Below are 25516 nucleotides of genomic sequence, written 5' to 3'. Positions count from 1 at the left end.
CGCCTGGCACGTGTTTCTGAGCGAACGGTCCCCCGTTACACGAGTGGGCTTACGCCGTCGGGCGGCGCTTGAGCGTCGTGCGGCGGTCGTGATAAGCGATCCAGAGCCCGCTTGCCATGATCAGCGCGCTGCCGATCCATACCCAGCGATCCGGAAGCTCGCCCCAGAACCACCATCCCAGCAGCACTGCCCATAAAAGCGCCGTATAGTCGAAGGGGGCAGCAATCGCCGCCGGCGCATGGCGAAACGCCAGCGTAATAAATGCGGTCGCCGCTACCCCCAGTAGGCCAGAGGCCAAAAAGCCCAGCCAGTGAATCGGTTCCGGCGTCGTCCAGACAAACGGCACCATGGCGCCAGTGAGTAGCATGGGTACCAGCGTCATGTAGAACACCAGCGCCCAAAAGGACTCCCGCGAGCCGTAGCGCCGGGCGGTAATCATCGTCAGGGCGTAGAACAGCGCGGCACCGATCAATACCAGCGCGCCGATGTGAAAGGCGTCGCCGCCAGGACGCACCACGACCAGCACGCCGGCAAAGCCCAGCAGCGAAGCGGCCAAGACCGGGCGGTCGATGCGCTCACCCAACAGCGGCACCGACAAGAGCGTGACGAACAGCGGTGCGACAAAGGCGATCGCCGTGGCTTCTGCCAGCGGCATGAGAATCAGGCCAATGATGAAGCAGGTCATGGTGGCGGTATGAATCAACCCACGAAGTAAATGTACGCCCGGGCGACGCGTGGCGAGCTTTCTTAGCCCGCCGGCGAAGTGGGCGAGCAGTGCGATCAGCGGCAGCGATACCAGGCTGCGAAAGAAGATGATTTGAACCGGCGAGTGGGTTTCGCCCAGCCATTTCGAGACGGCGTCGCCGAGTGCCAGAAACAGCACCCCGAGACACATGCTCAGGATTCCCTTTAGCGACGTCGACACGACCGCTTCTCCTCCATTGGGCGGCGACCGTGGCCACGCCCATAAAAAAAGCCCCGCCGACGATCCGCCGGCGGGGCCACGTTTCTGACCACGCTAAAGGCTTGCGTTGACCACCATGCAGTCCATACCGCGGGCGTGAAGCGTCTGACAGGCAGCGATGGCGCGCGCTTCGTCGAGCGCTACCACGCGAGCGCGAAACACCGGTGTCTGGCCATCGATGGCGTCCACCGCCACGCGCCCGCCGACGTTATTGGGCAGATGCTGGGCGGCTTGACGGGCGAGCTGCTCGGCATGGCTTGCCTGACTGAACGCGCCGACCTGGATACCCCAGCCGCCACTTCCTGCCACGGCCAGTGCCGGAGCGCTAATGCCCTGCTGCTCGTTGATCAGCGCGCGTAGCGGGTCGCGCGGTGCGGCCTCCGGCGAGGGGCGCGCGGGCTGGGCCACCGGTGCCGCGGTGGGCGCCATGTTGGCCCCAGCGGTAGCCGAGGGTGACATCGTGGTGGTATCGATGTTGGCCAGAATTGGCGAGGGCGGCGTGCTTGGCGGCGGGGAACTCAAGGGCACCGGTGCCCGGCCAAAGGACATGAACTCCCGCGAGAAATTGGTATCGGCCATCCAGCTGGTGTTGTCGCGCAGCCTGGCGCGGGCGAAGCTGCGATCGAGCAGATCCGCCATGTGGGCATCGCGAGACGAGGAGCTGAAACCGCCCATCACGACCGCGATCATGCGACGGCCGTCGTGCACCGCGGTGGTCGCCACATTGAAGCCGGAGGCGCGAATGAAGCCGGTTTTCAGCCCGTCGGCGCCGGGATAGTCGCGCACCAGCCGGTTATGGCTGGTATGACGCGTGCCCTTGTAGCTGAACTCCTGCAGGCCGAAATAGTGATAATACTGGGGGAAGTCCTGCATCACGCGAGTCGAAAGGATCAGCATGTCGCGAGCAGTCGTGATCTGGCCGCTATCCGGCAAGCCCGAGGCGTTACGAAAGGTGGTGTTGTTCATGCCAAGCTCGCGCGCCTTGGCCGTCATGAGGCTGGCAAAGCGCTGCTCGCTGCCACCGAGCGCCTCGGCCACCACCACGGCCACGTCATTGGCCGAGCGCACGGTCAATGCACGAATGGCCGTGTCCAGATCGATGGTGCTGCCCGCCGAGAGCCAAAGCTTGGTCGCGGGCATGGCGGAAGCCTGCGCGGACACCGCCAGCGGCTGGTTGAAGCTCAACTCACCCCGCTCGACCGCTTCCAACGCCAGATAGATGGTCATCATCTTGGTGAGCGAGGCGGGATAGCGCGGGGCATCGGCATTTTCCGAGTAGAGCACTTCGCCATTTTCCAGATCGACCACGATGCCCGCGTAGCGCGGGTTGCCGTCAGCCTGTGCACTGTTTCCCAGTACCAGCACCATGATGGTCACGGCGCACACAAGCCACCACCGCAGGGCGGTGTGTGAAGTCACGTCCCTCGCTGCCATACTTGCCCCTTTCAATCGCCTTGAGTTGTCCAGAAACCGCCCTACGCGGGCTTCGCCCCAGGCGCTCAGGTTAGCACGTCGGGGGCCGCAGTAAACGCCTTCTAAAACCGGAAAAACGCATTTCCTCTGGTGCAGACATAAAAAAACCGACCCCGGAGGGTCGGTTTTCGCTGTGTCTTGAGAGCCCGTGCTACGAATACGTGATTCGAACACCGGTCTCAAACGCGGCGTGGCCTTGGTGGCGCGTCTTACTCTTCCGCGGCGGCGTCTTCGATTGCCGGGCGGTCGACCAGTTCGACGTACGCCATGGGCGCGTTGTCACCGGGACGGAAGCCACACTTGAGAATACGGATGTAGCCACCCGGACGCTCGGCGTAACGCGGACCCAATTCGTTGAACAGTTTGCCGACCGCATCCTTGGAACGGGTGCGGGCAAACGCCAGACGACGGTTCGCGACGCTGTCCTGCTTGGCCAGAGTGATCAGCGGCTCGATGACGCGGCGCAGCTCTTTGGCCTTGGGCAGGGTTGTCTTGATTACTTCGTGCTCGACCAGCGACACGGACATGTTCTTGAACATGGCATGGCGGTGCGAGCTATTGCGGTTTAATTGACGACCACTCTTACGATGACGCATGGTTGTGATTCCTTACCAAACTGGGACTCAAGTCGACGCTTACGCGGAGGCCTTGTCGTCCTTCAGGCTCGCGGGTGGCCAGTTCTCCAGCCGCATGCCAAGGGAAAGACCGCGCGCTGCCAAAACATCCTTGATTTCGTTCAAGGACTTCTTACCGAGGTTCGGGGTCTTCAACAGCTCCACTTCCGTGCGCTGGATCAGATCACCGATGTAGTAAATATTCTCGGCTTTCAGGCAGTTCGCGCTGCGAACGGTCAACTCGAGATCGTCTACGGGGCGCAACAGGATCGGATCGATGTGATCCTCTTCCTCTTCGACTTCCTGTTCCTTATCGGCTTCCAGGTCGACGAAGGCGGCCAGCTGCTCTTGCAGGATGGTCGCACTGCGGCGGATAGCCTCTTCCGGATCCAGAGTACCGTCGGTTTCCAGATCGATAATCAGCTTATCGAGGTCGGTACGCTGCTCGACACGAGCGGCTTCGACCGAGTAGGAAACGCGGCGGACAGGGCTGAAGGTGGCATCCAGCTGCAGGCGACCGATCGCGCGGGTCTCTTCATCGGAGCCACGAGCGTCAGCCGGTTCGTAACCACGACCCAGCGCCACCTTGAGCTGAATTTTCAGCTCGGCACCTTCATTGACGTGAGCAATGACGTGATCCGGGTTGACGATTTCGACGCTATGATCAAGCGCAATGTCGCCAGCGGTGACGACGGCCGGGCCCTGCTTGTTCAGCGAGAGCACCGCCTCATCGCGGCTGTGCATCTTGATCGCAACATCTTTCAAGTTCAGGAGGATCTCAATGACATCTTCCTGCACCCCTTCGAGGGCACTGTATTCGTGCTCGACACCTGCGATCTCGGCCTCTACCACGGCGGCGCCGGGCATGGACGAAAGCAGAATGCGACGCAGTGCATTCCCCAGGGTGTGGCCAAAGCCGCGCTCGAACGGTTCGAGAACGATCCTGGCATGATGTGCGCTGATTTCTTCGACCTTGATATCGCGCGGGCGAAGAAACTCTGTCACTGAACGCTGCATATGAACACCTTTCAGGCTGCCAAACGGATACTGAGTACTCTAGAGCGTGTACTCAAGAGCATCCGGGCGAGGCGTGAAACGCCGCGCCCGGGCTTCAAGAAGCAGATTTGCCAAGCAAACGGCTTACTTGGAGTACAGCTCGACGATCAGGTTTTCGTTGATGTCGGCAGTCAGGTCACCGCGTTCAGGCAGAGCCTTGAAAGTGCCTTCCATCTTCTTGGCGTCGATGTCGATCCAGGCGATGTCGCCACGGTTGGCCGCAATGGTCAACGCGTTTTGAATACGAGCCTGGTTCTTCGCCTTTTCACGAACGGTGATGACGTCACCCGGCTTCACTTTGTAGGAAGCCACGTTGACGCTACGACCGTTAACGGCGATCGCCTTGTGGCTAACGAGCTGACGCGCTTCAGAGCGAGTCGAGCCAAAGCCCATGCGGTAGACGACGTTGTCCAGTCGGGATTCGAGCAACTGCAGAAGGACTTCACCGGTCGCGCCTTTCAGGCGAGCGGCTTCCTTGTAGTAGTTGCGGAACTGCTTCTCGAGTACGCCATACATACGGCGTACTTTCTGCTTCTCGCGAAGCTGCAAGCCGTAGTCGGAAAGACGCTGACGACGCTGGCCGTGTACACCCGGGATCTGCTCGGATTTACACTTTTTCTCGAAGGGGGTAACGCCGCTCTTCAGGAAGAGGTCGGTACCTTCACGACGAGAAAGTTTGCACTTCGGTCCAATATAACGAGCCATGAATCTTTCTCCTTAAACGCGGCGTTTCTTAGGCGGACGGCAGCCATTATGGGGAATGGGCGTCGCGTCTACGATGCTTTGCACGCGGAAGCCGGCGGCGTTGAGTGCACGCACGGCGGATTCACGGCCGGGACCGGGGCCCTTGACCAGCACGTCTACGTTTTTCACACCATACTCGGCTGCAGCAGTCGCTGCACGTTCACTTGCCACTTGAGCAGCGAACGGGGTGCTCTTGCGAGAACCACGAAAACCCGAACCACCGGCAGTTGCCCAGGAAAGAGCATTGCCCTGGCGGTCTGTGATCGTCACGATCGTGTTGTTAAAAGAAGCGTGGATATGCGCAACCGCATCCACTACCTGCTTTTTAACCTTTTTACGGTTACTACGCGGGTTAGCCATGTTGATGTCTATTCCTGTCTTAACGCCGACTCTCTATGAGAGAGCCTGCGTGTTATTTGCGGATCGGCTTACGCGGGCCCTTACGGGTACGCGCATTAGTCTTGGTCCGCTGACCACGCAGCGGAAGACTACGACGATGACGCAGACCACGGTAGCAACCCAGGTCCATGAGACGCTTGATGTTAAGCGTGACATCACGACGAAGGTCGCCTTCTACGGTGTATTTGCCAACTTCAGAACGCAGGGTGTCGACTTCTTCAGCAGACAGGTCCTGGATCTTGGCATTATGGGCGATGCCGGCAGCGTCACAGATGTGAGCGGCGCGGGTACGGCCAATCCCGAAGATATAGGTCAGCGAGATCGCCGCATGCTTGTTGTCCGGGATATTGACGCCTGCAATACGGGCCATCAGCTTACTCCGAAATTTGAGCGGCTTGCTCGTTTGTTCATCTTTAAAAGGCGCAACAGCATACCCCTTTCATTGCCCGAAGGCAAGGGGTATGCCGGCGCCCGCTTTAATACAGCGCGGGGTTTTAGCCCTGACGCTGCTTATGCCGCGGTTCGGTGCAAATAACGCGCACGGCGCCATTGCGACGAATGATTTTGCAGTTACGGCACATCTTCTTTACGGAAGCTCGAACTTTCATCGTTCTTTCTCCAAAAACGGCTCGCGGCACGCCCGGCGCCTGACCAACACACGTATCGGCCAGAGCACTGGGAGGGAGCGCTTAACGCGCTATACCGCCGCTACCGTAGCCTTTCAGGTTGGACTTCTTCATCACCGAGTCATATTGATGCGACATGAGATGCGATTGCACCTGGGCCATGAAGTCCATGATGACCACTACCACGATCAATAGAGACGTGCCGCCAAAGAAGAACGGGACGTTCCATGCAACGATCAGGAACTGGGGCATCAGGGAAACTGCAGTGATATACAGGGCACCGAACAACGTGAGACGTGTCATCACCTTGTCGATATAGCGAGCGGTCTGCTCGCCGGGGCGAATACCCGGCAAAAACGCGCCTGACTTTTTCAAATTGTCAGCCACATCCTTGGGGTTGAAGACCAGCGCTGTGTAAAAGAAGCAGAAGAATACCACTGCCGCCGCAAAAAGCAAGATGTAGAGCGGCTGGCCGGGGCCGAGCGCCTGCGAGGCTCGCTGCAGCCACTCCATCCCTTCACCGGCACCCACCCACTGACCGATCGACGCCGGAAAGAGGAGGATACTGGAGGCGAAGATCGCCGGGATAACCCCGGCCATGTTCACCTTCAGGGGCAGATAGCTGCTTTGACCCGCATACATCTTGTTACCGACCTGACGCCGCGGATAGTTCACCTTGAGCCGGCGTTGGCCGCGCTCGATGAATACCACGAACGCCACGGTGGCGATCCCTAGCACTGACAGCGCTAACAGCGGAAGAACATTCCAGGCCCCTTCGTTGCGGGCAAGCTCGAAAGCCTGGCCCACGGCGCTGGGTAGCCCGGCGACGATCCCGGCGAAGATCAGCAGCGAAATACCGTTGCCGATCCCCTTCTCGGTGATCTGCTCACCTAGCCACATCATAAACACCGCACCGGAGACGAAGGTCACCACGGCGGTGAAGTAGAAGCTAAAGTCAGCGCTGTAAGCGATGCCTTGGCTAGCCAGGCCCACGGACATGCCGGTGGCCTGGATAAACGCCAGTATCACCGTGCCGTAGCGGGTGTACTGACTGATCTTTCGGCGGCCGGACTCGCCCTCTTTCTTGAGCTGCTCAAGCTGAGGCGAGACCGCGGTCATGAGCTGCATGATGATCGACGCCGAGATGTAGGGCATGATGCCCAAGGCGAGAACACTCATGCGCTCCAGCGCACCACCCGAGAACATGTTGAACATGCCCAGGATGGTGCCCTGCTGCTCCCTAAACAAGGCAGCAAGCTGGTCAGGATTGATACCGGGAACGGGGATATGGGCACCGATACGGTACACCACGATGGCGAGGAGCACGAAGCGCAAACGCGCCCACAGTTCACTCAGACCGCTGCCCGTCGCCGGCATGTTTCCTGACTTGGCCATTTAGTCCTCTACCTTGCCGCCAGCGGCTGCGATCGCGTCACGGGCACCTTTGGTGACCTTGAGACCGCGAACGGTAACCGCCTTGTTCAAATCGCCGGAAAGGATGATCTTCGCAAACTGCGTCGAGTCCTTCAGCACGTTGGCCTCTTTCAAAGTCTCGAGGGTGACTTCGTCACCCGCGACCTTGGCAAGCTCGGCCAGGCGTACTTCTTCAGAGACCAGCGACTTCGCCGACGTAAAGCCGAACTTCGGCAGACGGCGCTGCAGCGGCATCTGACCGCCTTCGAAACCGGGCTTGACGCTACCGCCACTGCGCGATTTCTGACCCTTGTGGCCACGGCCACCGGTCTTGCCCAGACCGGAACCGATACCACGACCCACGCGCTTTTCAGCGTGTTTGGAGCCCGGAGCCGGGCTTAAGGTATTAAGTTTCATGGATTACTCTCCCTCAACGCGCACAAGGTAGGTCACCTTGTGGATCATGCCGCGTACGGCCGGGGTGTCTTCCAGTTCAACCGTATGACCGATGCGACGCAGGCCCAGACCTTTCATGGTCGCCTTATGCTTGGGCAAAACGCCGATGGTGCTGCGGACCTGGGTAACCTTGATCAAAGCTGCCATGGTGTCTTACCCCGTAATCGCTTCGACAGACAGACCGCGCTTGGCGGCCACGTCGTCCGGTGATTGCATGGAGGCGAGACCATTGACGGTCGCACGCACCACGTTTACCGGGTTGGTGGAACCGTAGCACTTGGCCAGTACGTCGTGGACACCGGCAAGCTCCAGTACGGAGCGCATGGCGCCACCGGCGATGATGCCGGTACCTTCGGAAGCCGGCTGCATGTACACCTTGGAGGCGCCGTGACGGGCCTTGACCGGGTACTGCAGCGTTTGGCCTGCCAGGTTGACCTTGACCATGTTGCGACGCGCCTGGTCCATCGCTTTTTGAATCGCGACCGGCACTTCACGCGCCTTGCCACGACCAAAACCGACACGACCTTTACCATCACCAACGACGGTCAGCGCGGTGAAGCCGAAAATACGACCACCCTTGACCACCTTGGCGACGCGGTTGACCTGCACCAATTTCTCTTGCAGATCACCGCTTTGCTGTTCGTTCTTCGCCATCGTAAAAACCCTTTAGAATTCCAGGCCGCCTTCACGAGCGGCGTCGGCCAGAGCCTTGACGCGACCGTGATACTTAAAGCCAGCACGATCGAAGGCCACCTGGGTGATGCCTGCTTCTTTAGCGCGTTCGGCGATCAGAGCGCCCACCTTGGAGGCGGCGTCCGAGTTACCGGTCGCACCCTCGCGCAGAGCCTTGTCCAGCGTGGAAGCGCTGGCCAACACTTTGCCACCATCCGGCGAGATAATCTGCGCATAGATGTGACGCGGGGTACGGTTGACGCACAGGCGATACACGCCCAGCTCGCGGATCTTGGCGCGAGCGCGGCGGGCACGACGGAGACGAGATTCTTTCTTCGCGTTCATAACCCTGCCTTACTTCTTCTTGGCTTCTTTACGGCGGACCTGCTCGTCGCCATAACGAACACCCTTGCCTTTGTACGGCTCGGGCGGACGGAAGGCGCGGATTTCCGCGGCGCACTGACCGAGCTTCTGCTTGTCCGCGCTTTTCAGCACGATGGTGGTGTTTTTCGGCGTTTCCGCTGTGACACCTTCAGGCAGTTCGTAGTCGACCGGGTGCGAGAAGCCCAGTGAAAGATTGAGCGTCTGGCCTTTCGCTTGCGCGCGATAACCGACGCCAACAATTTCGAGAGTTCGTGTGAAACCCTCGGATACGCCCGTGACCAGGTTCTGAACCAGGGCGCGGGTAGTACCGGCCATTGCCCAGCTCTTGGCAGATTCGCTCGGGGCGAAGGTCAGCTGGCCGTCTTCCTGACCGACCACCACGTCCTGGTGAATCGGCATGGACAGCGTGCCCAAACCGCCTTTGGCGGTCAGCTGATCGTCGTTGATTTTAACGTCAACGCCGGCAGGCACTTTAACCGGATATTTCGCTATGCGGGACATTCCAGCCTCCTAGAATACGGTGCAGATGACTTCGCCACCGACGCCAGCCTGGCGCGCGGCACGATCGGTCATGACACCATTGGAGGTGGTGACAATCGCGATACCCAGACCATCGGCGACCTTGGGCAGATTGCTCTTACCCTTGTATTGACGCAGAGACGGCTTGGAAACCCGCTGAATGTGCTCGATGACCGGCTTACCCTCGAAGTATTTCAGGGTAACGGTGAGCTCGGGCTTGACGCCTTCAGCAACCGTGAAGTCGGCGATGTAGCCTTCTTCCTTTAGCACGCGGGCCACTTCCACTTTCAACTTGGAAGACGGCATGACTGCCGTCTCCTTGGTGGCCATCTGCGCATTACGGATACGGGTAAACATATCCGCCAGAGTATCTTGCATGCTCATTTAATGTGCGCTCCTGATGAATCTACGTGGCGTTACCAGCTGGACTTCTTGAGTCCAGGGACGTCGCCACGCATGGCGGCTTCACGCAGCTTGTTACGGCCAAGGCCGAACTTGTTGTAAAAACCGTGCGGACGGCCAGTGATGCGGCAGCGGTTAGTCCGACGCACCGGGCTCGAGTCACGCGGCAGTTGCTGCAGTTTCAGCGTCGCCTCGAAGCGGTCTTCATCGGTCGTGTTCACGTCCGAGATGATCTTCTTGAGCTCAGCGCGTTTGGCCGCGTACTTCTCGACCAGCTCTGCACGCTTTTGTTCACGCTCTACCATGCTTTTCTTAGCCATGATCCCACCCTTATTTCTTGAACGGGAAGTTCAGCGCGCTCAAGAGCGCACGGCCTTCCTCGTCGGTGTTGGCGGTAGTGGTGATGGTGACGTCCAACCCGCGGATACGATCGATCTTATCATACTCGATCTCCGGGAAGATGATCTGCTCACGCACACCCATGGAGTAGTTGCCACGACCGTCGAAGGACTTCGGGTTGAGACCACGGAAGTCACGCACGCGAGGAATCGCGATGTTCACCAGACGGTCCAAAAAGTCCCACATGCGCTCTGCGCGCAGCGTTACCTTGATACCGATTGGCCAGCCTTCGCGCACCTTGAAGCCCGCGATGGACTTACGTGCCTTGGTCACCAGCGGCTTTTGACCAGAGAGCTTCTCCAGATCGCCGACGGCATTGTCGATCAGCTTTTTATCGCTGACCGCCTCGCCGATACCCATGTTCAGAGTCACTTTCGTGATCCGGGGTACCTGCATTACGTTGGCGTAGCTAAACTGCTCTTTGAGTTGAGCCACCACCTCGTTTTGATAACGTTCTTTCAAGTTCGCCATTGTGCTACCCGACTCGCGTTAGGCGTCGATCTGCGTCTGCGTCGACTTGTAGATACGTACCTTGGTACCGTCTTCCTTCACCTGGAAGCCGACGCGATCCGCCTTACCGGTCTCCGAATTGAAGATGGCTACGTTGGACGCGTGAATCGGAGCCTCACGCTCGACGATACCGCCCTGATTTCCCGCCATGGGATTGGCTTTGGTGTGACGCTTGATCATATTCACACCGGACACCACGAAGCGGTTTTCCATTACCCGCTTAACAGTGCCACGCTTGCCTTTATCCTTCCCGGCGATGACGATGACTTCATCGTCACGTTTGATCTTTTGCATATTCGCCTCGCTCCTTACAGCACTTCAGGCGCTAAGGAAATGATCTTCATGAACCGCTCGTTACGCAGCTCACGAGTGACCGGACCGAAAATACGGGTGCCGATCGGCTGTTCGTTGGTGTTGTTCAACAAAACCGCCGCATTTCCATCGAAACGAATAAGCGACCCGTCGTTACGACGGACACCGCTACGGGTGCGAACGACCACCGCTTTCAGGACCTGGCCTTTTTTGACCTTGCCCCGCGGAATGGCTTCTTTCACCGTTACCTTGATGACATCACCTACGCGAGCGTAGCGACGGTGTGAACCGCCCAGCACCTTGATGCACTGCACCCGGCGCGCTCCGCTGTTGTCGGCGACATCCAGCATTGTCTGAGTCTGAATCATCGGTTTTCTCCAAACCTAATCTGACTGCACTGGTTGGAAGACCCAGGGTTTAACCCTTGGCCTGCTCGACCACCTCGACCAGCGTCCAGGCTTTCTTCTTGGAAAGCGGACGGCACTCCTGAATGGAAACCGTGTCGCCTGCCTTCGCCTGGTTCGCCTCATCATGGGCGTGCAGCTTGGTGGAGCGCTTAACGTATTTTCCGTAGATCGGGTGACGCTCACGACGCTCGATCATGACGACGATGGATTTCTCCATCTTGTCGCTCACCACCTTACCGGTGAGCGTACGTGCTTTTTTCTCTTCGGCCATCTCAATCACCTGCCTTCTCGTTGAGCAAAGTCTTCACGCGGGCGATATCCCGACGGACCTGCTTGAGCAGATGAGTCTGGCTCAGTTGGCCGGAGGCCTTCTGCATGCGCAGGTTAAACTGCTCGCGGAGGAGCTCGAGGAGCTGCTCTTGGAGCTCTCCTGCGGACTTTTCACGAATTTCTTGGGCTTTCATCACATCACCGTCCGTTTTGCAAAGGTGGTGGACAAGGGCATCTTCTGGGCGGCCAGGTCAAATGCTTCACGGGCCAGCTCTTCGGATACGCCTTCAATTTCATACAGGACCCGACCCGGCTGGATCTGGGCTACCCAGTACTCAACGGAACCCTTACCTTTACCCATACGAACTTCGAGTGGCTTCTTGGAGATCGGCTTGTCCGGGAATACGCGGATCCAGATCTTACCGCCACGCTTGACGTGACGTGTGATCGCACGACGGCCGGCTTCGATCTGACGGGCCGTGATGCGGCCGCGACCGGTAGCTTTCAGGCCGTACTCCCCGAAGCTGATCTTGCTTCCGCGATGCGCCAGACCACGGTTGCGGCCTTTCTGCATCTTACGGAATTTCATACGCTTGGGCTGTAACATCGACTCGCTCTCCCCTTACCTGGAACCTTTCTTCTTGGGCGCGTTGCCGGCAGGCTGTTGTTGCTTCGCCTTGGCACGTACTTCCTCGATACCGCCGAGGATTTCGCCCTTGAAGATCCACACTTTGACGCCGATGACGCCGTAGGTGGTGTGAGCTTCGAAGGTGGCGTAGTCAATGTCCGCACGCAGGGTGTGCAGCGGAACGCGACCTTCACGGTACCATTCGGTACGGGCGATTTCGGCGCCACCCAGACGACCGGACAGCTGGATCTTGATGCCACCAGCGCCCAAACGCATTGCGTTTTGTACCGCGCGCTTCATCGCACGACGGAACATCACGCGACGCTCCAGCTGACCCGCAACGTTGGCGGCAACCAGCTTGGCGTCGAGTTCCGGTTTGCGAACTTCTTCGATGTTCACGTGAACCGGAACGCCCATCATCTCGGTGAGGTCGCGACGCAAACGGTCGACATCTTCACCTTTTTTACCAATCACGATACCCGGACGGGCAGTATGAATGGTGATGCGGGCATTGTTCGCAGGGCGCTCGATGTGAATATGGCTCACGGAGGCATTTTTCAGACGCTCTTCCAGGAAGCTGCGCACTGCGAGATCGTTGTTGAGCTTGTCGGCGTAAGCGCCGCGCTCGGCATACCAGACAGAAGCATGGTCTTTGACAATGCCCAGTCGAATGCCTATTGGATTGACTTTCTGACCCATCTGGTCGACTCCTACTTCTCGGCTACCTTGACGGTGATGTGGCAGGTGCGCTTCAAGATACGATCTGCGCGGCCCTTGGCGCGCGGCTTGATACGCTTGAGCGTCATGCCCTCATCGACGCAGATGGTCGAGACACGCAGCTCGTCGATGTCCATGCCGTTATTTTCTTCCGCATTCGCGATGGCGGACTGAAGCGTTTTCTTGACCAGTTTGGCAGCCTTCTTCGGTGAGAAGGTCAGCAGGTCAATAGCTTCGGCGACCGGTTTACCGCGCACCTGGTCAGCCACCAAACGGGCCTTCTGGGCGGATAAACGAGCGCCACGCAGCTTAGCTGTGACTTCCATCTCTCAATCCTCTCTGGCTTACCGTTTGGCTTTCTTGTCCGCCACATGCCCGCGATACGTGCGAGTGGCAGCGAATTCGCCCAGTTTATGACCCACCATTTCCTCGGAGACGTGCACCGGGACATGCTGGCGTCCGTTATGGACTGCGATGGTCAGACCTACCATGTTGGGCAGGATCATCGAACGACGCGACCAGGTCTTGATCGGTTTGCGGTCGTTCTTTTCCACTGCAGCCTCTACCTTCTTCAAAAGATGAAGGTCAATGAAGGGACCTTTCTTTAGTGAACGTGGCACAGCCGTTACCTCTTAATGTCTTGGCAATTTCGATTAACGCGTCTTGTTACGGCGACGGATAATCAGCTTGTCGGTGCGCTTGTTCTTACGCGTCTTGTGACCCTTGGTCGGCATACCCCACGGGGATACCGGGTGACGGCCACCGCTGGTGCGGCCTTCACCACCACCGTGCGGGTGATCGACAGGGTTCATCGCGACACCGCGAACAGTCGGGCGCACGCCTCTCCAGCGCTTCGCACCGGCCTTGCCAAGTTGACGCAGGCTGTGCTCGGAGTTGCTCACTTCGCCCAGGGTCGCGCGGCACTCGGCCAGGATCTTGCGCATTTCGCCAGAGCGAAGACGCAAGGTGGCGTAGTTGCCTTCACGCGCAACCAGCTGTGCGCTAGTACCGGCACTGCGAGCAATCTGCGCGCCTTTACCCGGCTTCAGCTCGATCGCATGAACGGTCGAACCCAGCGGAATGTTGCGCAGCGGCAAGGCATTGCCTTTCTTGATGGCGGCGTTGACACCGGATTCCAGCACGTCACCCGCGCTGACACCTTTCGGTGCGATGATGTAACGACGTTCGCCATCGGCGTACTTCAACAGCGCAATGTGGGCGCTGCGGTTCGGATCGTGCTCGAGGCGCTCAACGGTGGCCGGAATGCCATCCTTGGTGCGCTTGAAGTCGATCAGACGGTAGTGCTGACGGTGACCACCGCCCACGTGGCGGGTGGTGATGCGACCGTAGTTGTTACGGCCACCGGACTTGGACTGTTTTTCCAAAAGCGGCGCGTAAGCGCGGCCCTTGTACAGTTCCTCACCAACGATCTTGACGACGTGGCGACGACCGGCGGATGTGGGTTTGGTCTTGACGATTGCCATTATCCGTACTCCTGCCCTTATTCGGCGCCAGAGAAGTCTTCGAGCGTTTCACCCGCAGCCAGGGTCACATACGCTTTGCGGTAACCCTTACGCAGGCCAACGCCATGAGCAGTACGCTTGGTCTTGCCCTTGACGTTCAGAGTCTGAACGCTGCCGACCTTCTTGCCGAACAGTGCTTCGACGGCTTTCTTGATCTCGGGCTTGGTAGCGTCACTCGCTACCTTGAAGACGTACTGGTTGCGCTCGGCGGCCATCGCGGCCTTTTCGGTCACGTGCGGTCCAAGCAGAACCTTGAATACGCGTTCCTGGTTCATGCCAGCTTCTCCTCGAATTTACGCAGGGCGGAGACGGTGATCAGGACCTTGTCATAGGCTACCAGGCTCACCGGATCGGCTGCCGCGACGTCTACCACGTTGACGTGGGGAAGGTTGCGAGCGGCCAGATAGAGCGTTTCGTCGATCTCTTCGGTGACGATCAACACTTTCTCAAGGTTGAGCTCTTTCAGCTTGGCAGCGACCTGCTTGGTCTTGGGCGCGTCCACGGTGAACTCTTCAACCGCCACCAGACGTTCCTGGCGAACGAGCTCGGACAGAATGGAGCGCATCGCCGCACGGTACATCTTGCGGTTAACCTTCTGGGAGTGATCCTGCGGGCGAGCCGCGAAGGTTACGCCGCCGCTGCGCCATAGCGGCGAGCGGATGGTGCCGGCACGTGCGCGACCGGTACCCTTCTGACGCCACGGCTTCTTACCACCACCACGAACTTCAGAACGGTTCTTTTGAGCGCGAGTACCCTGACGTGCACCGGCCAAATAGGCAGTGACGACCTGGTGAACGAGCGCTTCGTTGAATTCTTTGCCAAAAGTGGCGTCGGCTACTTCAACGGTACCCGTGCCTGCAGCAAGATTCAGATTCATTGGTAATTATCCCCTTCAGCCAGCTTTCACGGCGCTGCGAACGATGACGTCGCTACCGGTTGCACCCGGAACAGCACCCTTGATTAGCAGCAGGTTACGCTCGGCATCGACACGGACGATTTCAAGGCTTTGCACGGTGCAGCGGACGTTGCCCATCTGACCGGCCATTTTCTTGCCTTTGAATACGCGACCCGGGGTCTGACACATGCCGATAGAACCCGGCGCGCGGTGCGACAGGGAGTTACCATGGCTGTTGTCCTGGGTACGGAAATTCCAGCGCTTAACAGCACCCTGGAAGCCTTTACCCTTGGAGGTGCCGGTCACGTCGATCATTTGACCAGCTTCGAAGAGGGATACGGTGAGTTCGCCACCCACTTCCGGAGCTTCTTCGCCTTCTGCAAGACGGAATTCCATCAGTGAACGACCAGCCTCAACCCCCGCCTTGGCAAACTGTCCAGCTTGCGCTTTGGTGAGGTGTTTGGCTTTGCGAGAGCCTGTGGTGACCTGTACCGCTGCGTAGCCGTCGGACTCGACGGTTTTAACGCGCGTGACACGGTTAGGATCCACTTCAATAACGGTTACGGGCACGGATGAGCCGTCTTCGGTAAAGACACGGGTCATCCCGGCCTTTTTACCGACTAAACCGATAGTCATACTCAGTCTCCTATAGTGTACGGGGCTATCACCCGCTATGGCTGCCCTTTCCAGAGCATTCCACTAGCACATTGTATGGCGTCTCACGACGCGGCGGCTGCTGATCAAAAAAACGTTAATGAACGCTGGGCCGCAAGTGTCTAGTGTGATTAGTCGAGCTTGATTTGCACGTCAACGCCGGCGGCGAGGTCGAGCTTCATCAGCGCATCAACGGTTTTCTCGGTCGGCTCGACGATGTCGAGCACACGCTTGTGCGTACGGATCTCATACTGATCGCGCGCGTCCTTATTGACGTGCGGAGAAATCAGGATGGTGTAGCGCTCGCGGTTGGTCGGCAGCGGGATCGGTCCACGAACCTGAGCACCAGTACGCTTAGCGGTTTCAACGATTTCCGCTGTGGACTGATCGATCAGGCGATGGTCGAACGCTTTCAACCGAATGCGAATCTTTTGGTTCTGCATTTGCCCTAAACTCCAATGGATGTCGACGGCGCGAGCCGTCTACCCACGCATTCAAAGGATGCGCATTATATGCACGTCAAAAGCACGTGTCAAACATTTGCTCATGATGCGCAGAAAAGGGGGCTCCTTGGAGCCCCCTTCGTCATTCAGTGACTAACTTACTGAACGATTTTGGCTACGACGCCGGCACCAACGGTACGGCCGCCTTCGCGAATCGCGAAACGCAGGCCGTCTTCCATGGCGATCGGCGCGATCAGGGTAACAACCATTTGAATGTTGTCGCCCGGCATAACCATTTCAACGCCTTCCGGCAGTTCACAAGTACCGGTTACGTCGGTGGTACGGAAGTAGAACTGCGGACGGTAGCCCTTGAAGAACGGCGTGTGACGACCACCCTCTTCCTTGGACAGAACGTAGACTTCGGCTTCGAAGACGGTGTGCGGCTTGATGGTGCCCGGCTTGGCCAGTACCTGACCACGCTCGACGTCATCACGCTTGGTACCACGCAGAAGAGCACCAACGTTCTCACCGGCACGACCTTCGTCGAGCAGCTTACGGAACATTTCGACACCGGTAACGGTGGTCTTGGTGGTGTCCTTCATGCCGACGATTTCAACTTCTTCGCCCGCTTTAACGATACCGCGCTCTACACGACCGGTAACAACAGTACCACGACCAGAGATAGAGAATACGTCTTCGATCGGCATCAGGAACGGCTGGTCGATCGCACGCTCCGGCTCCGGGATGTAGTCATCCAGCGCCTTGATCAGGTTGGCAACGGCGGTCGTACCCATGCCGTTGTCGTCCTTGCCTTCCAGCGCCATCAGAGCAGAGCCCGTGATGATCGGGGTGTCGTCACCCGGGAAGTCGTACTGAGACAGAAGTTCACGAACTTCCATTTCGACCAGCTCGAGGAGCTCTTCGTCATCGACCATGTCTGCCTTGTTCAGGAAGACAACGATGAACGGAACGCCAACCTGACGAGACAGCAGGATGTGCTCGCGAGTCTGCGGCATCGGGCCGTCAGCGGCAGAACATACCAGGATCGCGCCGTCCATCTGGGCAGCACCGGTGATCATGTTCTTGACGTAGTCAGCGTGTCCCGGGCAGTCGACGTGCGCGTAGTGACGCACTTCAGACTGATACTCAACGTGAGACGTTGCGATGGTGATACCGCGCTCGCGCTCTTCCGGAGCGTTATCGATGGTATCGAATTCACGCCAGTCGCCACCGAATACTTCGGCAGACACGCGAGTCAGGGCCGCAGTCAGAGTCGTTTTACCGTGGTCGACGTGACCGATGGTGCCGACGTTGATATGCGGTTTGGAACGTTCGAATTTTTCCTTAGCCACTGCTATAACCTCTTTACGTTAGCTAACGGTTAACCGTTTTGGTTGATGACGGCTTCAACGACGCTGGAGGGCGCCTCATCGTACTTCGCGAACTCCATGGAGTAGCTCGCACGGCCCTGGGTCTGAGAGCGTAGATCGGTTGCATAACCGAACATCTCACCCAGCGGCACCGTTGCACGGATGACCTTACCTGCAGAGGAGTCATCCATGCCCTGCACCAAGCCGCGACGACGGTTCAGGTCGCCCATGACGTCACCCATAAAGTCTTCGGGAGTCACGACCTCGACCTTCATCACCGGCTCCAGCAGCACGGCCTTGGCCTTCCTGGCACCTTCTTTCACGGCCATGGAAGAAGCAATCTTGAACGCGGTCTCGTTCGAGTCCACGTCGTGGTAGGAACCGTCAAACAGCGTCACTTTAACGTCGATCATCGGGTAGCCCGCGATGACACCGTTTTTCAGCTGCTCGTAAGCACCCTTTTCTACCGCCGGCACGTATTCCTTCGGAACCACGCCGCCCACGATTTCAGAAGCGAACTTGAAGAAGATTTCGTCTTCGCCTTCACCCTTCTCTTCAGCGGTCAGCGGCTCGATACGCAGGTAAACGTGACCGAACTGACCACGACCACCGGACTGACGTACGAACTTGCCTTCCTGCTCGACGCTGCCGCGAATGGTTTCGCGGTAAGCGACCTGCGGCTTACCGATATTGGCGTCAACCTTGAACTCGCGACGCATGCGGTCAACGATGATGTCCAGGTGCAGCTCACCCATACCGGAAATGATGGTCTGGCCGGTCTCTTCGTCGGTTTTCACCTGGAAAGAGGGATCTTCCTGGGCCAGCTTGCCCAGTGCCACGCCCATTTTTTCCTGGTCGGCTTTCGACTTCGGCTCGACGGCGACCGAAATAACCGGATCCGGGAATTCCATGCGCTCAAGGATAATCTTGTTATCGATGTCGCACAGCGTGTCACCCGTGGTGACGTCCTTCAGACCGATACAGGCGGCGATATCGCCGGCCAGAATTTCCTTGATCTCTTCACGCGAGTTGGAGTGCATCTGAACGATACGACCCACACGCTCTTTCTTGCCCTTGACGGAGTTGTACACGCCGTCGCCGGACTTCAGAACGCCCGAGTAAACGCGGATGAAGGTCAGGGTACCGACGAAGGGGTCGGTCGCGATCTTGAACGCCAGCGCCGCGAAGGGCTGGTTATCGTCGGCTTCGCGGGTCGCGATGGTGCCGTCTTTATCGTCCAGTTCACCTTCGATCGCTTTAACTTCGGTCGGCGACGGCATGTATTCGATAACGCCGTCGAGAACCGCCTGTACGCCCTTGTTCTTGAACGCAGAGCCACAGGTGACCAGTACGACTTCGTTGGCGAGTGTACGCGCACGAAGGCCGGCCTTGATCTCTTCGATGGTCAAGTCGCCCTCTTCGAGGTACTTGTCCATCAGCTCTTCGGACGCTTCCGCGGCACACTCGACCATCTCTTCGCGGTACTTCTCGGCGGTCTCCATGAGATCGTCCGGAATGTCCACGAGGTCGTAGTTCATGCCCAGGCTCGCCTCGTCCCACAGAATCGCTTTCATCTGCAGCAGGTCGATAACGCCCTTGAAGTCTTCCTCGGTGCCCCAGTTGATCTGGATCGGCACGGCGTTGGCGCCCAGACGATCCTTCAGCTGCTCGACGACCATGAAGAAGTCAGCGCCGGTACGGTCCATCTTGTTGACGAACACCATACGCGGAACTTCGTACTTGTTGGCCTGACGCCATACGGTTTCGGTCTGCGGCTGAACACCGGAGGAGCCACACAGAACGACGACCGCACCATCGAGAACACGCAAGGAACGCTCGACTTCGATCGTGAAGTCAACGTGCCCGGGGGTGTCGATGATGTTGATGCGGTGCTCGTCGAACTGCTTGTTCATGCCCTGCCAGAAACAGGTGGTCGCAGCTGAGGTGATAGTGATACCACGCTCCTGCTCCTGCTCCATCCAGTCCATGGTCGCCGCACCGTCGTGCACTTCGCCCACCTTGTGGGAAAGGCCGGTGTAAAACAGTACGCGCTCGGTTGTCGTGGTTTTACCCGCGTCAACGTGAGCGACGATACCGATATTGCGATAACGCTTTAGTGGAGTCTTGCGTGCCACGGTGAAACTCCCGTTAGTTGGCGATGCTATTGGATCCTGCGACTTCTTTTATGCCACCGCCGCCATCAGTGGATAGCGGCGGTGGGTTGCGGCGCGGCTTAAGCACAACGCACGCAACGGGTTAAAAGAAACCCACTCAGCAACGCCGAGCTTAGAAACGATAGTGAGAGAAGGCCTTGTTGGCTTCAGCCATACGATGCACGTCTTCACGCTTCTTGACAGCGGAGCCCTTGCCTTCGGCGGCGTCCAGCATTTCGCCTGCAAGGCGCTGAACCATCGTTTTTTCACCGCGGCGACGCGCAGCGTCTACCAGCCAGCGCATAGCCAGCGCCTGGCGGCGAGACGGACGAACTTCAACCGGCACCTGATAGGTCGCACCGCCAACGCGGCGCGATTTAACTTCGACCATCGGCTGAATGGTTTCCAGCGCTTTGTCGAAGATTTCCAGCGGCTCTTCATTACTACGCTCGGCAACCCTGTCCAACGCACCGTATACGATGCGCTCAGCTACGGACTTTTTGCCGCTGACCATCAGGTGGTTCATGAACTTCGCCAGGCGGTCACTTCCGAACTTCGGATCCGGCAGGATTTCGCGTTTGGCTACAACTCTTCTTCTAGGCATGATAAGCCCTCAATTAAGGATCCTTCAGGTAAACCCGGGGCTTACGGTCGCCTTTTGGCGTTGCCCGACCTTACTCTTATCAGACCAGCAAATTCGTATTAAAGAGACCGCGAGTCTTAGGACTTCGGCTTCTTGGTACCGTACTTGGAACGACCCTGACGACGGTTTTGAACGCCGGAGGTGTCGAGCGCGCCGCGAACGGTGTGATAACGCACACCGGGCAAGTCTTTTACACGACCGCCGCGGATCAGAACAACGGAGTGTTCCTGCAGGTTGTGACCTTCACCACCGATGTAGGAAGAGACTTCGTACCCGTTGGTCAGGCGCACACGGCAAACCTTACGCAGGGCCGAGTTCGGCTTCTTCGGGGTGGTGGTGTAAACGCGGGTGCAAACGCCGCGCTTTTGCGGGCAGGCCTGAAGCGCGGGCACGTCACTTTTCGTGACGGGGCGCTTGCGCGGCTTGCGCACTAGCTGATTAATCGTTGCCATGGTGTTTAGCTGACTCCAATGGTTGCCTTGGCCTTTTTCGCGGTGCGGGCGCACCCACCCCACTGTTAAAGGCTGCGCATTCTAATGGCTGACCCTGGGTTTCGTCAAGTCCCGCCGGCGTTTTGCCGGCAGAACCGCGTACCCAAGGCCAACCGCCTGGTGAATCACTCGACCGCGTGACTCGCCACCTTAACGCTGATTACAGCTCGTCATCGGTGTCGAGAGCGGTGAGCTGAGCACCCAGCTCCTGTTCGACCTCGGTCGCCGAGGGATTGAACAGACGCTCGACGTCTTCGCGCTTGCGACGACGCTCGGCGTGGTGGGTCAAACCGGTACCCGCCGGAATCAGACGCCCCACCACGACGTTTTCTTTCAAGCCGCGCAGGTAGTCGCGCTTGCCGGTGACCGCCGCTTCGGTGAGTACCCGCGTGGTTTCCTGGAACGAGGCCGCCGAAATGAACGACTCGGTCGCCAGGCTCGCTTTGGTGATACCCAACAGCAGACGCGTGTACTTGGCCGGGAACTTGCCCTCTTTCTCGAGGCGCTCGTTCTGCTCGAGTACGCGTACAAGCTCCGCTTGGTCACCGGTGATGAAGTCGGAGTCACCGGAGTCGGTGATTTCGACCTTGCGCAGCATCTGACGCACGATGACTTCGATGTGCTTGTCGTTGATGCCAACACCTTGCAGACGGTAAACGTCCTGCACCTCGGCGGTGATGTACTTGGCCAGCTCTGCCACGCCCAGAAGACGCAGAATGTCGTGCGGGTTGCTCGGGCCATCGGAGATGACCTCGCCCTTCTCGACGGTCTCGCCTTCGAACACGGCGATCTGACGCCACTTGGGAATCAGCGCCTCGAAGGGGTCGCCGGATTCCGGGGTGATCGTCAGACGACGCTTGCCCTTGGTCTCCTTGCCGAAGCTCACCACGCCGCTGATCTCGGCGAGAATCGCCGACTCTTTCGGCTTACGCGCTTCGAACAGATCCGCTACGCGCGGCAGACCACCGGTGATGTCCTTGTTACCGGACGCCTCGACCGGAATACGGGCAACGACTTCACCCACGCCGATGGCGGTACCATCGTCGACGGAGATGATCGAGTTACCCGGCAGCAGGTACTGCACCGGCGTGTTGGAACCGGAGACCGACACGTACTCGCCAGCGGCGTCCTGCAGCATGACCATCGGACGCTTGTCGCGGCCGGCCATCGGGCGCGCCGCGGACTCGATTACCTCGATGGAAGAAAGGCCAGTCATCTCGTCGACGGAGCGGTGCATGGTGACACCCTCGTCGAGGTCGATGAACTGCGCTTTACCTTCCACCTCGGCCACGATCGGATGCGTGTGCGGGTCCCACTTGGCCACTGTCGCGCCGGCGTCGACGACTTCACCGTCGCGTACCGAAAGCTCGGCACCGTAGGGCAGCTTGTAGTACTCGCGCTCGCGACCGTGGTCGTCGGCGACGGCCAGGGCGCTGGAGCGTGACACCACGACCAGTTTGCCGTCGGCGCGCTCGACGTGCTTGATGTTGTGCAGACGTACCTTACCGCCATGCTTGACCTGAACGCTGTCCACGGCAGACGAACGCGAGGCCGCGCCGCCGATGTGGAAGGTACGCATGGTCAGCTGGGTACCCGGCTCACCGATGGACTGCGCGGCGATGACGCCGACGGACTCACCGATGTTGACCTGGTGACCGCGGGCCAGATCGCGCCCGTAACAGGACGAGCACACACCGTGCGGCGTGTCACAGGTAATGGTCGAGCGCACCACGATTTCATCGACACCCATGGTGTCGAGGGCCGCGCACCACTTCTCGTCGAGCAGCGTGTTACGCGCGATCAGCACTTCCTCGGTGCTCGGATCGATGACGTCCAGCGCCACGACACGACCCAGTACGCGCTGAGACAGCGGTACGATGATGTCGCCACCCTCGATGATCGGGTGCAGCGTCAGACCGTTTTCGGTGCCGCAATCGGTCTCGGTGATCACCAGATCCTGGGCCACGTCGACCAGGCGACGGGTCAGGTAACCGGAGTTGGCCGTTTTCAGAGCCGTATCCGCCAGACCCTTACGCGCGCCGTGGGTCGAGATGAAGTACTGCAGTACGTTCAGGCCTTCACGGAAGTTGGCCACGATCGGTGTTTCGATGATCGAGCCATCCGGCTTGGCCATCAGGCCACGCATACCGGCGAGCTGACGGATCTGGGCGGCACTACCACGGGCGCCGGAGTCGGCCATGATGAAGACGCTGTTGAACGAGTCCTGCTCGACTTCGTTGCCGTCGCGGTCGATCACGGTCTCTTTCGAGATACCCGTCATCATCGCCTTGGCCACTTTATCGTTGGCCTTGGACCAGATGTCGATGACCTTGTTGTATTTCTCGCCCGCGGTCACAAGACCGGAGGAGAACTGGTCTTCGATCTCCTTGACCTCGGCTTCCGCCGCGTCGACGATCTCGGTCTTGGCATCCGGAATGACGAAGTCGTTGACGCCGATGGACGCGCCCGACCAGGTCGCCAGGCGGAAACCGGTGTACATCAGCTGGTCGGCGAAAATGACCGTGGGCTTGAGCCCGGAGCGACGATACACCTCGTTGATCAGCCCGGAGATCGCCTTTTTCTTCATCGGTTTGTCGATGAGCTCGAACGGCACGCCTTCCGGCAGAATGCGGAACAACAGCGCACGCCCGACGGTGGTGTCGTAAATGGAGCGCTTGTCGCTGCGCTCGCCGGTCTCTTCGTCGATCACGACTTCATCAAGGCGTACCTTGACGCGGGCGTGCAGCGAAACGGTTTGCGTACCGAAAGCGCGCTCGACCTCGTTGAGGCCGGAGAACACCATGCCCTCGCCCTTGGCGTTGATCTTTTCGCGGGTCATGTAGTAAAGACCCAGAACAACGTCCTGCGACGGTACGATGATCGGCTCGCCGTTGGCCGGCGACAGCACGTTGTTGGTCGCCATCATCAGCGCACGGGCTTCGAGCTGGGCTTCCAGCGTCAGCGGTACGTGGACCGCCATCTGGTCGCCGTCGAAGTCGGCGTTGTAGGCCGCACATACCAGCGGGTGCAGCTGGATCGCCTTGCCTTCGATCAACAGCGGCTCGAACGCCTGGATACCCAGACGGTGCAGCGTCGGCGCGCGGTTCAGGAGTACCGGGTGCTCGCGGATGACGTCGGCCAGGATGTCCCACACTTCCGGAAGCTCCCGCTCGACCATCTTCTTCGCGGCCTTGATCGTGGACGCATGGCCCAGCGACTGAAGCTTGGAGTAGATGAACGGCTTGAACAGCTCGAGCGCCATCTTTTTCGGCAGACCGCACTGGTGCAGACGCAGGGTCGGGCCGACGGTGATGACCGAACGACCGGAGTAGTCGACACGCTTACCCAGCAGGTTCTGACGGAAACGACCCTGCTTACCCTTGATCATGTCGGCAAGGGATTTCAGCGGGCGCTTGTTGGAGCCCGTGATCGCCCGGCCGCGACGGCCGTTATCCAGCAGCGCGTCGACCGCTTCCTGAAGCATACGCTTTTCGTTGCGCACGATGATGTCCGGCGCGTTCAGGTCGAGCAGGCGCTTCAGGCGGTTGTTACGGTTGATCACGCGACGGTACAGATCGTTGAGATCCGAGGTCGCGAAGCGGCCACCGTCCAGCGGGACGAGCGGACGCAGATCCGGCGGCAGCACCGGCAGCACTTCCATGACCATCCACGCCGGCGCGTTGCCGGAGTGGTAGAACGCTTCCAAAAGCTTCAGACGCTTGGAAAGCTTCTTGATCTTGGTCTCGGAGTTGGTCTGCGGAATCTCTTCACGCAGCGTATTGATCTCTTCTTCCAGATCGATGTCTTTGAGTAGTTCCTGCACGGCTTCGGCACCCATGCGGGCATCGAAGTCGTCACCGAACTCTTCGAGGGCTTCGAAGTACTGCTCGTCATTCAAAAGCTGACCACGCTCGAGCGTTGTCATACCCGGGTCGATCACGACAAAGGATTCGAAGTAGAGCACGCGCTCGATATCACGCAGGGTCATGTCCAGGAACATGCCGATGCGCGAGGGCAGTGACTTCAGAAACCAGATGTGCGCCACCGGGCTCGCAAGCTCGATGTGGCCCATGCGCTCACGGCGCACGGCCGCCTTGGTCACTTCGACGCCACACTTCTCGCAGATGATGCCGCGGTGCTTCATGCGCTTGTACTTGCCGCACAGGCACTCGTAGTCCTTCACTGGGCCAAAGATCTTGGCGCAGAACAGACCATCACGCTCGGGCTTGAACGTCCGGTAGTTGATGGTCTCGGGCTTCTTCACCTCGCCAAACGACCAGGAGCGAATCATGTCCGGCGACGCAAGGGTAATCTTGATCGCATCAAACTCTTCGGACTGAGACTGCGATTTGAGTACTTTCACCAAATCTTTCATTGGA

35 protein-coding genes are annotated in these 25516 nt (G+C 58.9%); all 35 read right to left on the bottom strand.

The genetic code is table 11. From position 1 onward, the window contains the following. Nucleotides 1–49: 49 nt before the first annotated feature. The 35 genes from OCT39_RS00985 to rpoC all read right to left on the bottom strand — a co-directional run bounded on the left by OCT39_RS00985 (nt 50) and on the right by rpoC (nt 25512). Nucleotides 50–925, bottom strand: a complete 876-nt coding sequence (locus OCT39_RS00985; RefSeq protein WP_263585845.1) for a DMT family transporter — start codon at nt 923–925, stop codon at nt 50–52. Nucleotides 926–1018: 93 nt separating this feature from the next. Continuing rightward, nucleotides 1019–2398, bottom strand: coding sequence for a serine hydrolase (locus OCT39_RS00980; protein WP_263585844.1), 1380 nt, complete (start codon nt 2396–2398; stop codon nt 1019–1021). A gap of 248 nt (nt 2399–2646) precedes the next feature. After that, nucleotides 2647–3033 carry a 50S ribosomal protein L17 gene (rplQ, locus tag OCT39_RS00975; protein WP_252105881.1) on the bottom strand — a complete coding sequence of 129 codons (387 nt, stop codon included), beginning with the start codon at nt 3031–3033 and terminating at the stop codon, nt 2647–2649. A gap of 39 nt (nt 3034–3072) precedes the next feature. Continuing rightward, the gene (locus OCT39_RS00970) at nt 3073–4068 is read right to left on the bottom strand and encodes a DNA-directed RNA polymerase subunit alpha (RefSeq protein WP_252105880.1); all 996 of its coding nucleotides are present in this window, start codon (nt 4066–4068) and stop codon (nt 3073–3075) included. A gap of 123 nt (nt 4069–4191) precedes the next feature. Continuing rightward, nucleotides 4192–4812 carry a 30S ribosomal protein S4 gene (gene rpsD / locus OCT39_RS00965; protein WP_252105879.1) on the bottom strand — a complete coding sequence of 207 codons (621 nt, stop codon included), beginning with the start codon at nt 4810–4812 and terminating at the stop codon, nt 4192–4194. Between the two features lie 12 nt (nt 4813–4824). Beyond that, nucleotides 4825–5211 (bottom strand): 30S ribosomal protein S11, encoded by a 387-nt coding sequence (gene rpsK, locus OCT39_RS00960; protein WP_009099028.1) that lies wholly within the window; start codon nt 5209–5211, stop codon nt 4825–4827. Between the two features lie 52 nt (nt 5212–5263). Continuing rightward, the gene (gene rpsM / locus OCT39_RS00955; RefSeq protein WP_252105878.1) at nt 5264–5620 is read right to left on the bottom strand and encodes a 30S ribosomal protein S13; all 357 of its coding nucleotides are present in this window, start codon (nt 5618–5620) and stop codon (nt 5264–5266) included. A gap of 124 nt (nt 5621–5744) precedes the next feature. Then, nucleotides 5745–5858, bottom strand: coding sequence for a 50S ribosomal protein L36 (gene rpmJ / locus OCT39_RS00950; RefSeq protein ID WP_031384759.1), 114 nt, complete (start codon nt 5856–5858; stop codon nt 5745–5747). Nucleotides 5859–5939: 81 nt separating this feature from the next. Beyond that, nucleotides 5940–7271 carry a preprotein translocase subunit SecY gene (secY, locus tag OCT39_RS00945; protein ID WP_263585843.1) on the bottom strand — a complete coding sequence of 444 codons (1332 nt, stop codon included), beginning with the start codon at nt 7269–7271 and terminating at the stop codon, nt 5940–5942. After that, nucleotides 7272–7706, bottom strand: a complete 435-nt coding sequence (rplO, locus tag OCT39_RS00940) for a 50S ribosomal protein L15 (RefSeq protein WP_263585842.1) — start codon at nt 7704–7706, stop codon at nt 7272–7274. Between the two features lie 3 nt (nt 7707–7709). Continuing rightward, on the bottom strand, nt 7710–7892 hold the full coding sequence (gene rpmD, locus OCT39_RS00935; protein ID WP_252105875.1) for a 50S ribosomal protein L30: 183 nt from the start codon (nt 7890–7892) through the stop codon (nt 7710–7712). A gap of 6 nt (nt 7893–7898) precedes the next feature. Beyond that, nucleotides 7899–8399, bottom strand: a complete 501-nt coding sequence (gene rpsE, locus OCT39_RS00930; RefSeq protein WP_252105874.1) for a 30S ribosomal protein S5 — start codon at nt 8397–8399, stop codon at nt 7899–7901. Between the two features lie 12 nt (nt 8400–8411). Then, nucleotides 8412–8762 (bottom strand): 50S ribosomal protein L18, encoded by a 351-nt coding sequence (gene rplR, locus OCT39_RS00925; RefSeq protein ID WP_008959159.1) that lies wholly within the window; start codon nt 8760–8762, stop codon nt 8412–8414. A 9-nt stretch (nt 8763–8771) separates the two neighbouring features. Further along, nucleotides 8772–9302, bottom strand: a complete 531-nt coding sequence (gene rplF, locus OCT39_RS00920; RefSeq protein WP_252105873.1) for a 50S ribosomal protein L6 — start codon at nt 9300–9302, stop codon at nt 8772–8774. Nucleotides 9303–9311: 9 nt separating this feature from the next. After that, a complete protein-coding gene (gene rpsH / locus OCT39_RS00915) occupies nt 9312–9704 on the bottom strand; it encodes a 30S ribosomal protein S8 (RefSeq protein WP_252105872.1) in 393 nt (130 codons plus the stop codon). Between the two features lie 32 nt (nt 9705–9736). After that, nucleotides 9737–10042 carry a 30S ribosomal protein S14 gene (gene rpsN, locus OCT39_RS00910; protein WP_252105871.1) on the bottom strand — a complete coding sequence of 102 codons (306 nt, stop codon included), beginning with the start codon at nt 10040–10042 and terminating at the stop codon, nt 9737–9739. A gap of 10 nt (nt 10043–10052) precedes the next feature. After that, complete coding sequence (gene rplE, locus OCT39_RS00905; RefSeq protein ID WP_263585841.1) at nt 10053–10592, bottom strand: 50S ribosomal protein L5; 540 nt, start codon at nt 10590–10592, stop codon at nt 10053–10055. An 18-nt stretch (nt 10593–10610) separates the two neighbouring features. Then, nucleotides 10611–10925: a 50S ribosomal protein L24 gene (gene rplX, locus OCT39_RS00900; protein ID WP_252105869.1), complete on the bottom strand. Its 315-nt coding sequence runs from the start codon at nt 10923–10925 to the stop codon at nt 10611–10613. A gap of 14 nt (nt 10926–10939) precedes the next feature. Next, nucleotides 10940–11311 carry a 50S ribosomal protein L14 gene (gene rplN / locus OCT39_RS00895; protein ID WP_252105868.1) on the bottom strand — a complete coding sequence of 124 codons (372 nt, stop codon included), beginning with the start codon at nt 11309–11311 and terminating at the stop codon, nt 10940–10942. Nucleotides 11312–11360: 49 nt separating this feature from the next. Beyond that, nucleotides 11361–11621 (bottom strand): 30S ribosomal protein S17, encoded by a 261-nt coding sequence (rpsQ, locus tag OCT39_RS00890; RefSeq protein WP_027337515.1) that lies wholly within the window; start codon nt 11619–11621, stop codon nt 11361–11363. Nucleotide 11622: 1 nt separating this feature from the next. Next, a complete protein-coding gene (rpmC, locus tag OCT39_RS00885) occupies nt 11623–11814 on the bottom strand; it encodes a 50S ribosomal protein L29 (protein WP_252105867.1) in 192 nt (63 codons plus the stop codon). Then, complete coding sequence (rplP, locus tag OCT39_RS00880) at nt 11814–12227, bottom strand: 50S ribosomal protein L16 (RefSeq protein ID WP_252105866.1); 414 nt, start codon at nt 12225–12227, stop codon at nt 11814–11816. The genes rpmC and rplP overlap by 1 nt, the downstream gene beginning before the upstream one ends. 15 nt (nt 12228–12242) lie before the next feature. Then, nucleotides 12243–12947: a 30S ribosomal protein S3 gene (rpsC, locus tag OCT39_RS00875; protein WP_263585840.1), complete on the bottom strand. Its 705-nt coding sequence runs from the start codon at nt 12945–12947 to the stop codon at nt 12243–12245. Between the two features lie 11 nt (nt 12948–12958). After that, nucleotides 12959–13291 carry a 50S ribosomal protein L22 gene (gene rplV, locus OCT39_RS00870; protein ID WP_252105864.1) on the bottom strand — a complete coding sequence of 111 codons (333 nt, stop codon included), beginning with the start codon at nt 13289–13291 and terminating at the stop codon, nt 12959–12961. 18 nt (nt 13292–13309) lie between these two features. Next, nucleotides 13310–13585: a 30S ribosomal protein S19 gene (gene rpsS / locus OCT39_RS00865; RefSeq protein WP_027337511.1), complete on the bottom strand. Its 276-nt coding sequence runs from the start codon at nt 13583–13585 to the stop codon at nt 13310–13312. A gap of 33 nt (nt 13586–13618) precedes the next feature. Beyond that, a complete protein-coding gene (gene rplB, locus OCT39_RS00860) occupies nt 13619–14449 on the bottom strand; it encodes a 50S ribosomal protein L2 (RefSeq protein WP_252105863.1) in 831 nt (276 codons plus the stop codon). 17 nt (nt 14450–14466) lie between these two features. Then, the gene (gene rplW / locus OCT39_RS00855) at nt 14467–14763 is read right to left on the bottom strand and encodes a 50S ribosomal protein L23 (protein WP_252105862.1); all 297 of its coding nucleotides are present in this window, start codon (nt 14761–14763) and stop codon (nt 14467–14469) included. After that, nucleotides 14760–15365 carry a 50S ribosomal protein L4 gene (gene rplD, locus OCT39_RS00850; RefSeq protein WP_263585839.1) on the bottom strand — a complete coding sequence of 202 codons (606 nt, stop codon included), beginning with the start codon at nt 15363–15365 and terminating at the stop codon, nt 14760–14762. The genes rplW and rplD overlap by 4 nt, the downstream gene beginning before the upstream one ends. 15 nt (nt 15366–15380) lie before the next feature. Next, the gene (gene rplC, locus OCT39_RS00845) at nt 15381–16019 is read right to left on the bottom strand and encodes a 50S ribosomal protein L3 (RefSeq protein ID WP_252105860.1); all 639 of its coding nucleotides are present in this window, start codon (nt 16017–16019) and stop codon (nt 15381–15383) included. Nucleotides 16020–16168: 149 nt separating this feature from the next. Then, a complete protein-coding gene (gene rpsJ, locus OCT39_RS00840; RefSeq protein ID WP_009098983.1) occupies nt 16169–16480 on the bottom strand; it encodes a 30S ribosomal protein S10 in 312 nt (103 codons plus the stop codon). A gap of 158 nt (nt 16481–16638) precedes the next feature. Next, nucleotides 16639–17832 carry an elongation factor Tu gene (gene tuf, locus OCT39_RS00835; protein WP_252105859.1) on the bottom strand — a complete coding sequence of 398 codons (1194 nt, stop codon included), beginning with the start codon at nt 17830–17832 and terminating at the stop codon, nt 16639–16641. A gap of 29 nt (nt 17833–17861) precedes the next feature. Beyond that, the gene (gene fusA / locus OCT39_RS00830) at nt 17862–19985 is read right to left on the bottom strand and encodes an elongation factor G (protein WP_263585838.1); all 2124 of its coding nucleotides are present in this window, start codon (nt 19983–19985) and stop codon (nt 17862–17864) included. A 151-nt stretch (nt 19986–20136) separates the two neighbouring features. Continuing rightward, nucleotides 20137–20607 carry a 30S ribosomal protein S7 gene (rpsG, locus tag OCT39_RS00825; protein WP_252105857.1) on the bottom strand — a complete coding sequence of 157 codons (471 nt, stop codon included), beginning with the start codon at nt 20605–20607 and terminating at the stop codon, nt 20137–20139. A 116-nt stretch (nt 20608–20723) separates the two neighbouring features. Beyond that, on the bottom strand, nt 20724–21098 hold the full coding sequence (gene rpsL, locus OCT39_RS00820) for a 30S ribosomal protein S12 (RefSeq protein ID WP_263585837.1): 375 nt from the start codon (nt 21096–21098) through the stop codon (nt 20724–20726). Between the two features lie 199 nt (nt 21099–21297). Then, complete coding sequence (gene rpoC, locus OCT39_RS00815; protein WP_263585836.1) at nt 21298–25512, bottom strand: DNA-directed RNA polymerase subunit beta'; 4215 nt, start codon at nt 25510–25512, stop codon at nt 21298–21300. Nucleotides 25513–25516 lie beyond the last annotated feature (4 nt).

The sequence above is a fragment of the Halomonas sp. GD1P12 genome (assembly GCF_025725645.1).
In the GTDB taxonomy this organism is placed as follows: domain Bacteria; phylum Pseudomonadota; class Gammaproteobacteria; order Pseudomonadales; family Halomonadaceae; genus Vreelandella.
Note: the sequence above shows the minus strand (reverse complement) of the source record. Positions and strands in the feature narration are given on the sequence as shown.

What these genes read in the sequence shown, in the direction of transcription:
- OCT39_RS00980 (WP_263585844.1), bottom strand. Translation starts at nt 2,398, where the DNA reads ATGGCAGCGAGGGACGTGACTTCACACACCGCCCTGCGGTGGTGGCTT.
- rplQ (WP_252105881.1), bottom strand. Translation starts at nt 3,033, where the DNA reads ATGCGTCATCGTAAGAGTGGTCGTCAATTAAACCGCAATAGCTCGCAC.
- OCT39_RS00970 (WP_252105880.1), bottom strand. Translation starts at nt 4,068, where the DNA reads ATGCAGCGTTCAGTGACAGAGTTTCTTCGCCCGCGCGATATCAAGGTC.
- rpsD (WP_252105879.1), bottom strand. Translation starts at nt 4,812, where the DNA reads ATGGCTCGTTATATTGGACCGAAGTGCAAACTTTCTCGTCGTGAAGGT.
- rpsK (WP_009099028.1), bottom strand. Translation starts at nt 5,211, where the DNA reads ATGGCTAACCCGCGTAGTAACCGTAAAAAGGTTAAAAAGCAGGTAGTG.
- rpsM (WP_252105878.1), bottom strand. Translation starts at nt 5,620, where the DNA reads ATGGCCCGTATTGCAGGCGTCAATATCCCGGACAACAAGCATGCGGCG.
- rpmJ (WP_031384759.1), bottom strand. Translation starts at nt 5,858, where the DNA reads ATGAAAGTTCGAGCTTCCGTAAAGAAGATGTGCCGTAACTGCAAAATC.
- secY (WP_263585843.1), bottom strand. Translation starts at nt 7,271, where the DNA reads ATGGCCAAGTCAGGAAACATGCCGGCGACGGGCAGCGGTCTGAGTGAA.
- rplO (WP_263585842.1), bottom strand. Translation starts at nt 7,706, where the DNA reads ATGAAACTTAATACCTTAAGCCCGGCTCCGGGCTCCAAACACGCTGAA.
- rpmD (WP_252105875.1), bottom strand. Translation starts at nt 7,892, where the DNA reads ATGGCAGCTTTGATCAAGGTTACCCAGGTCCGCAGCACCATCGGCGTT.
- rpsE (WP_252105874.1), bottom strand. Translation starts at nt 8,399, where the DNA reads ATGGCGAAGAACGAACAGCAAAGCGGTGATCTGCAAGAGAAATTGGTG.
- rplR (WP_008959159.1), bottom strand. Translation starts at nt 8,762, where the DNA reads ATGAACGCGAAGAAAGAATCTCGTCTCCGTCGTGCCCGCCGCGCTCGC.
- rplF (WP_252105873.1), bottom strand. Translation starts at nt 9,302, where the DNA reads ATGTCCCGCATAGCGAAATATCCGGTTAAAGTGCCTGCCGGCGTTGAC.
- rpsH (WP_252105872.1), bottom strand. Translation starts at nt 9,704, where the DNA reads ATGAGCATGCAAGATACTCTGGCGGATATGTTTACCCGTATCCGTAAT.
- rpsN (WP_252105871.1), bottom strand. Translation starts at nt 10,042, where the DNA reads ATGGCTAAGAAAAGCATGGTAGAGCGTGAACAAAAGCGTGCAGAGCTG.
- rplE (WP_263585841.1), bottom strand. Translation starts at nt 10,592, where the DNA reads ATGGCGAACTTGAAAGAACGTTATCAAAACGAGGTGGTGGCTCAACTC.
- rplX (WP_252105869.1), bottom strand. Translation starts at nt 10,925, where the DNA reads ATGCAAAAGATCAAACGTGACGATGAAGTCATCGTCATCGCCGGGAAG.
- rplN (WP_252105868.1), bottom strand. Translation starts at nt 11,311, where the DNA reads ATGATTCAGACTCAGACAATGCTGGATGTCGCCGACAACAGCGGAGCG.
- rpsQ (WP_027337515.1), bottom strand. Translation starts at nt 11,621, where the DNA reads ATGGCCGAAGAGAAAAAAGCACGTACGCTCACCGGTAAGGTGGTGAGC.
- rpmC (WP_252105867.1), bottom strand. Translation starts at nt 11,814, where the DNA reads ATGAAAGCCCAAGAAATTCGTGAAAAGTCCGCAGGAGAGCTCCAAGAG.
- rplP (WP_252105866.1), bottom strand. Translation starts at nt 12,227, where the DNA reads ATGTTACAGCCCAAGCGTATGAAATTCCGTAAGATGCAGAAAGGCCGC.
- rpsC (WP_263585840.1), bottom strand. Translation starts at nt 12,947, where the DNA reads ATGGGTCAGAAAGTCAATCCAATAGGCATTCGACTGGGCATTGTCAAA.
- rplV (WP_252105864.1), bottom strand. Translation starts at nt 13,291, where the DNA reads ATGGAAGTCACAGCTAAGCTGCGTGGCGCTCGTTTATCCGCCCAGAAG.
- rplB (WP_252105863.1), bottom strand. Translation starts at nt 14,449, where the DNA reads ATGGCAATCGTCAAGACCAAACCCACATCCGCCGGTCGTCGCCACGTC.
- rplW (WP_252105862.1), bottom strand. Translation starts at nt 14,763, where the DNA reads ATGAACCAGGAACGCGTATTCAAGGTTCTGCTTGGACCGCACGTGACC.
- rplD (WP_263585839.1), bottom strand. Translation starts at nt 15,365, where the DNA reads ATGAATCTGAATCTTGCTGCAGGCACGGGTACCGTTGAAGTAGCCGAC.
- rplC (WP_252105860.1), bottom strand. Translation starts at nt 16,019, where the DNA reads ATGACTATCGGTTTAGTCGGTAAAAAGGCCGGGATGACCCGTGTCTTT.
- rpsJ (WP_009098983.1), bottom strand. Translation starts at nt 16,480, where the DNA reads ATGCAGAACCAAAAGATTCGCATTCGGTTGAAAGCGTTCGACCATCGC.
- rpsG (WP_252105857.1), bottom strand. Translation starts at nt 20,607, where the DNA reads ATGCCTAGAAGAAGAGTTGTAGCCAAACGCGAAATCCTGCCGGATCCG.
- rpsL (WP_263585837.1), bottom strand. Translation starts at nt 21,098, where the DNA reads ATGGCAACGATTAATCAGCTAGTGCGCAAGCCGCGCAAGCGCCCCGTC.
- rpoC (WP_263585836.1), bottom strand. Translation starts at nt 25,512, where the DNA reads ATGAAAGATTTGGTGAAAGTACTCAAATCGCAGTCTCAGTCCGAAGAG.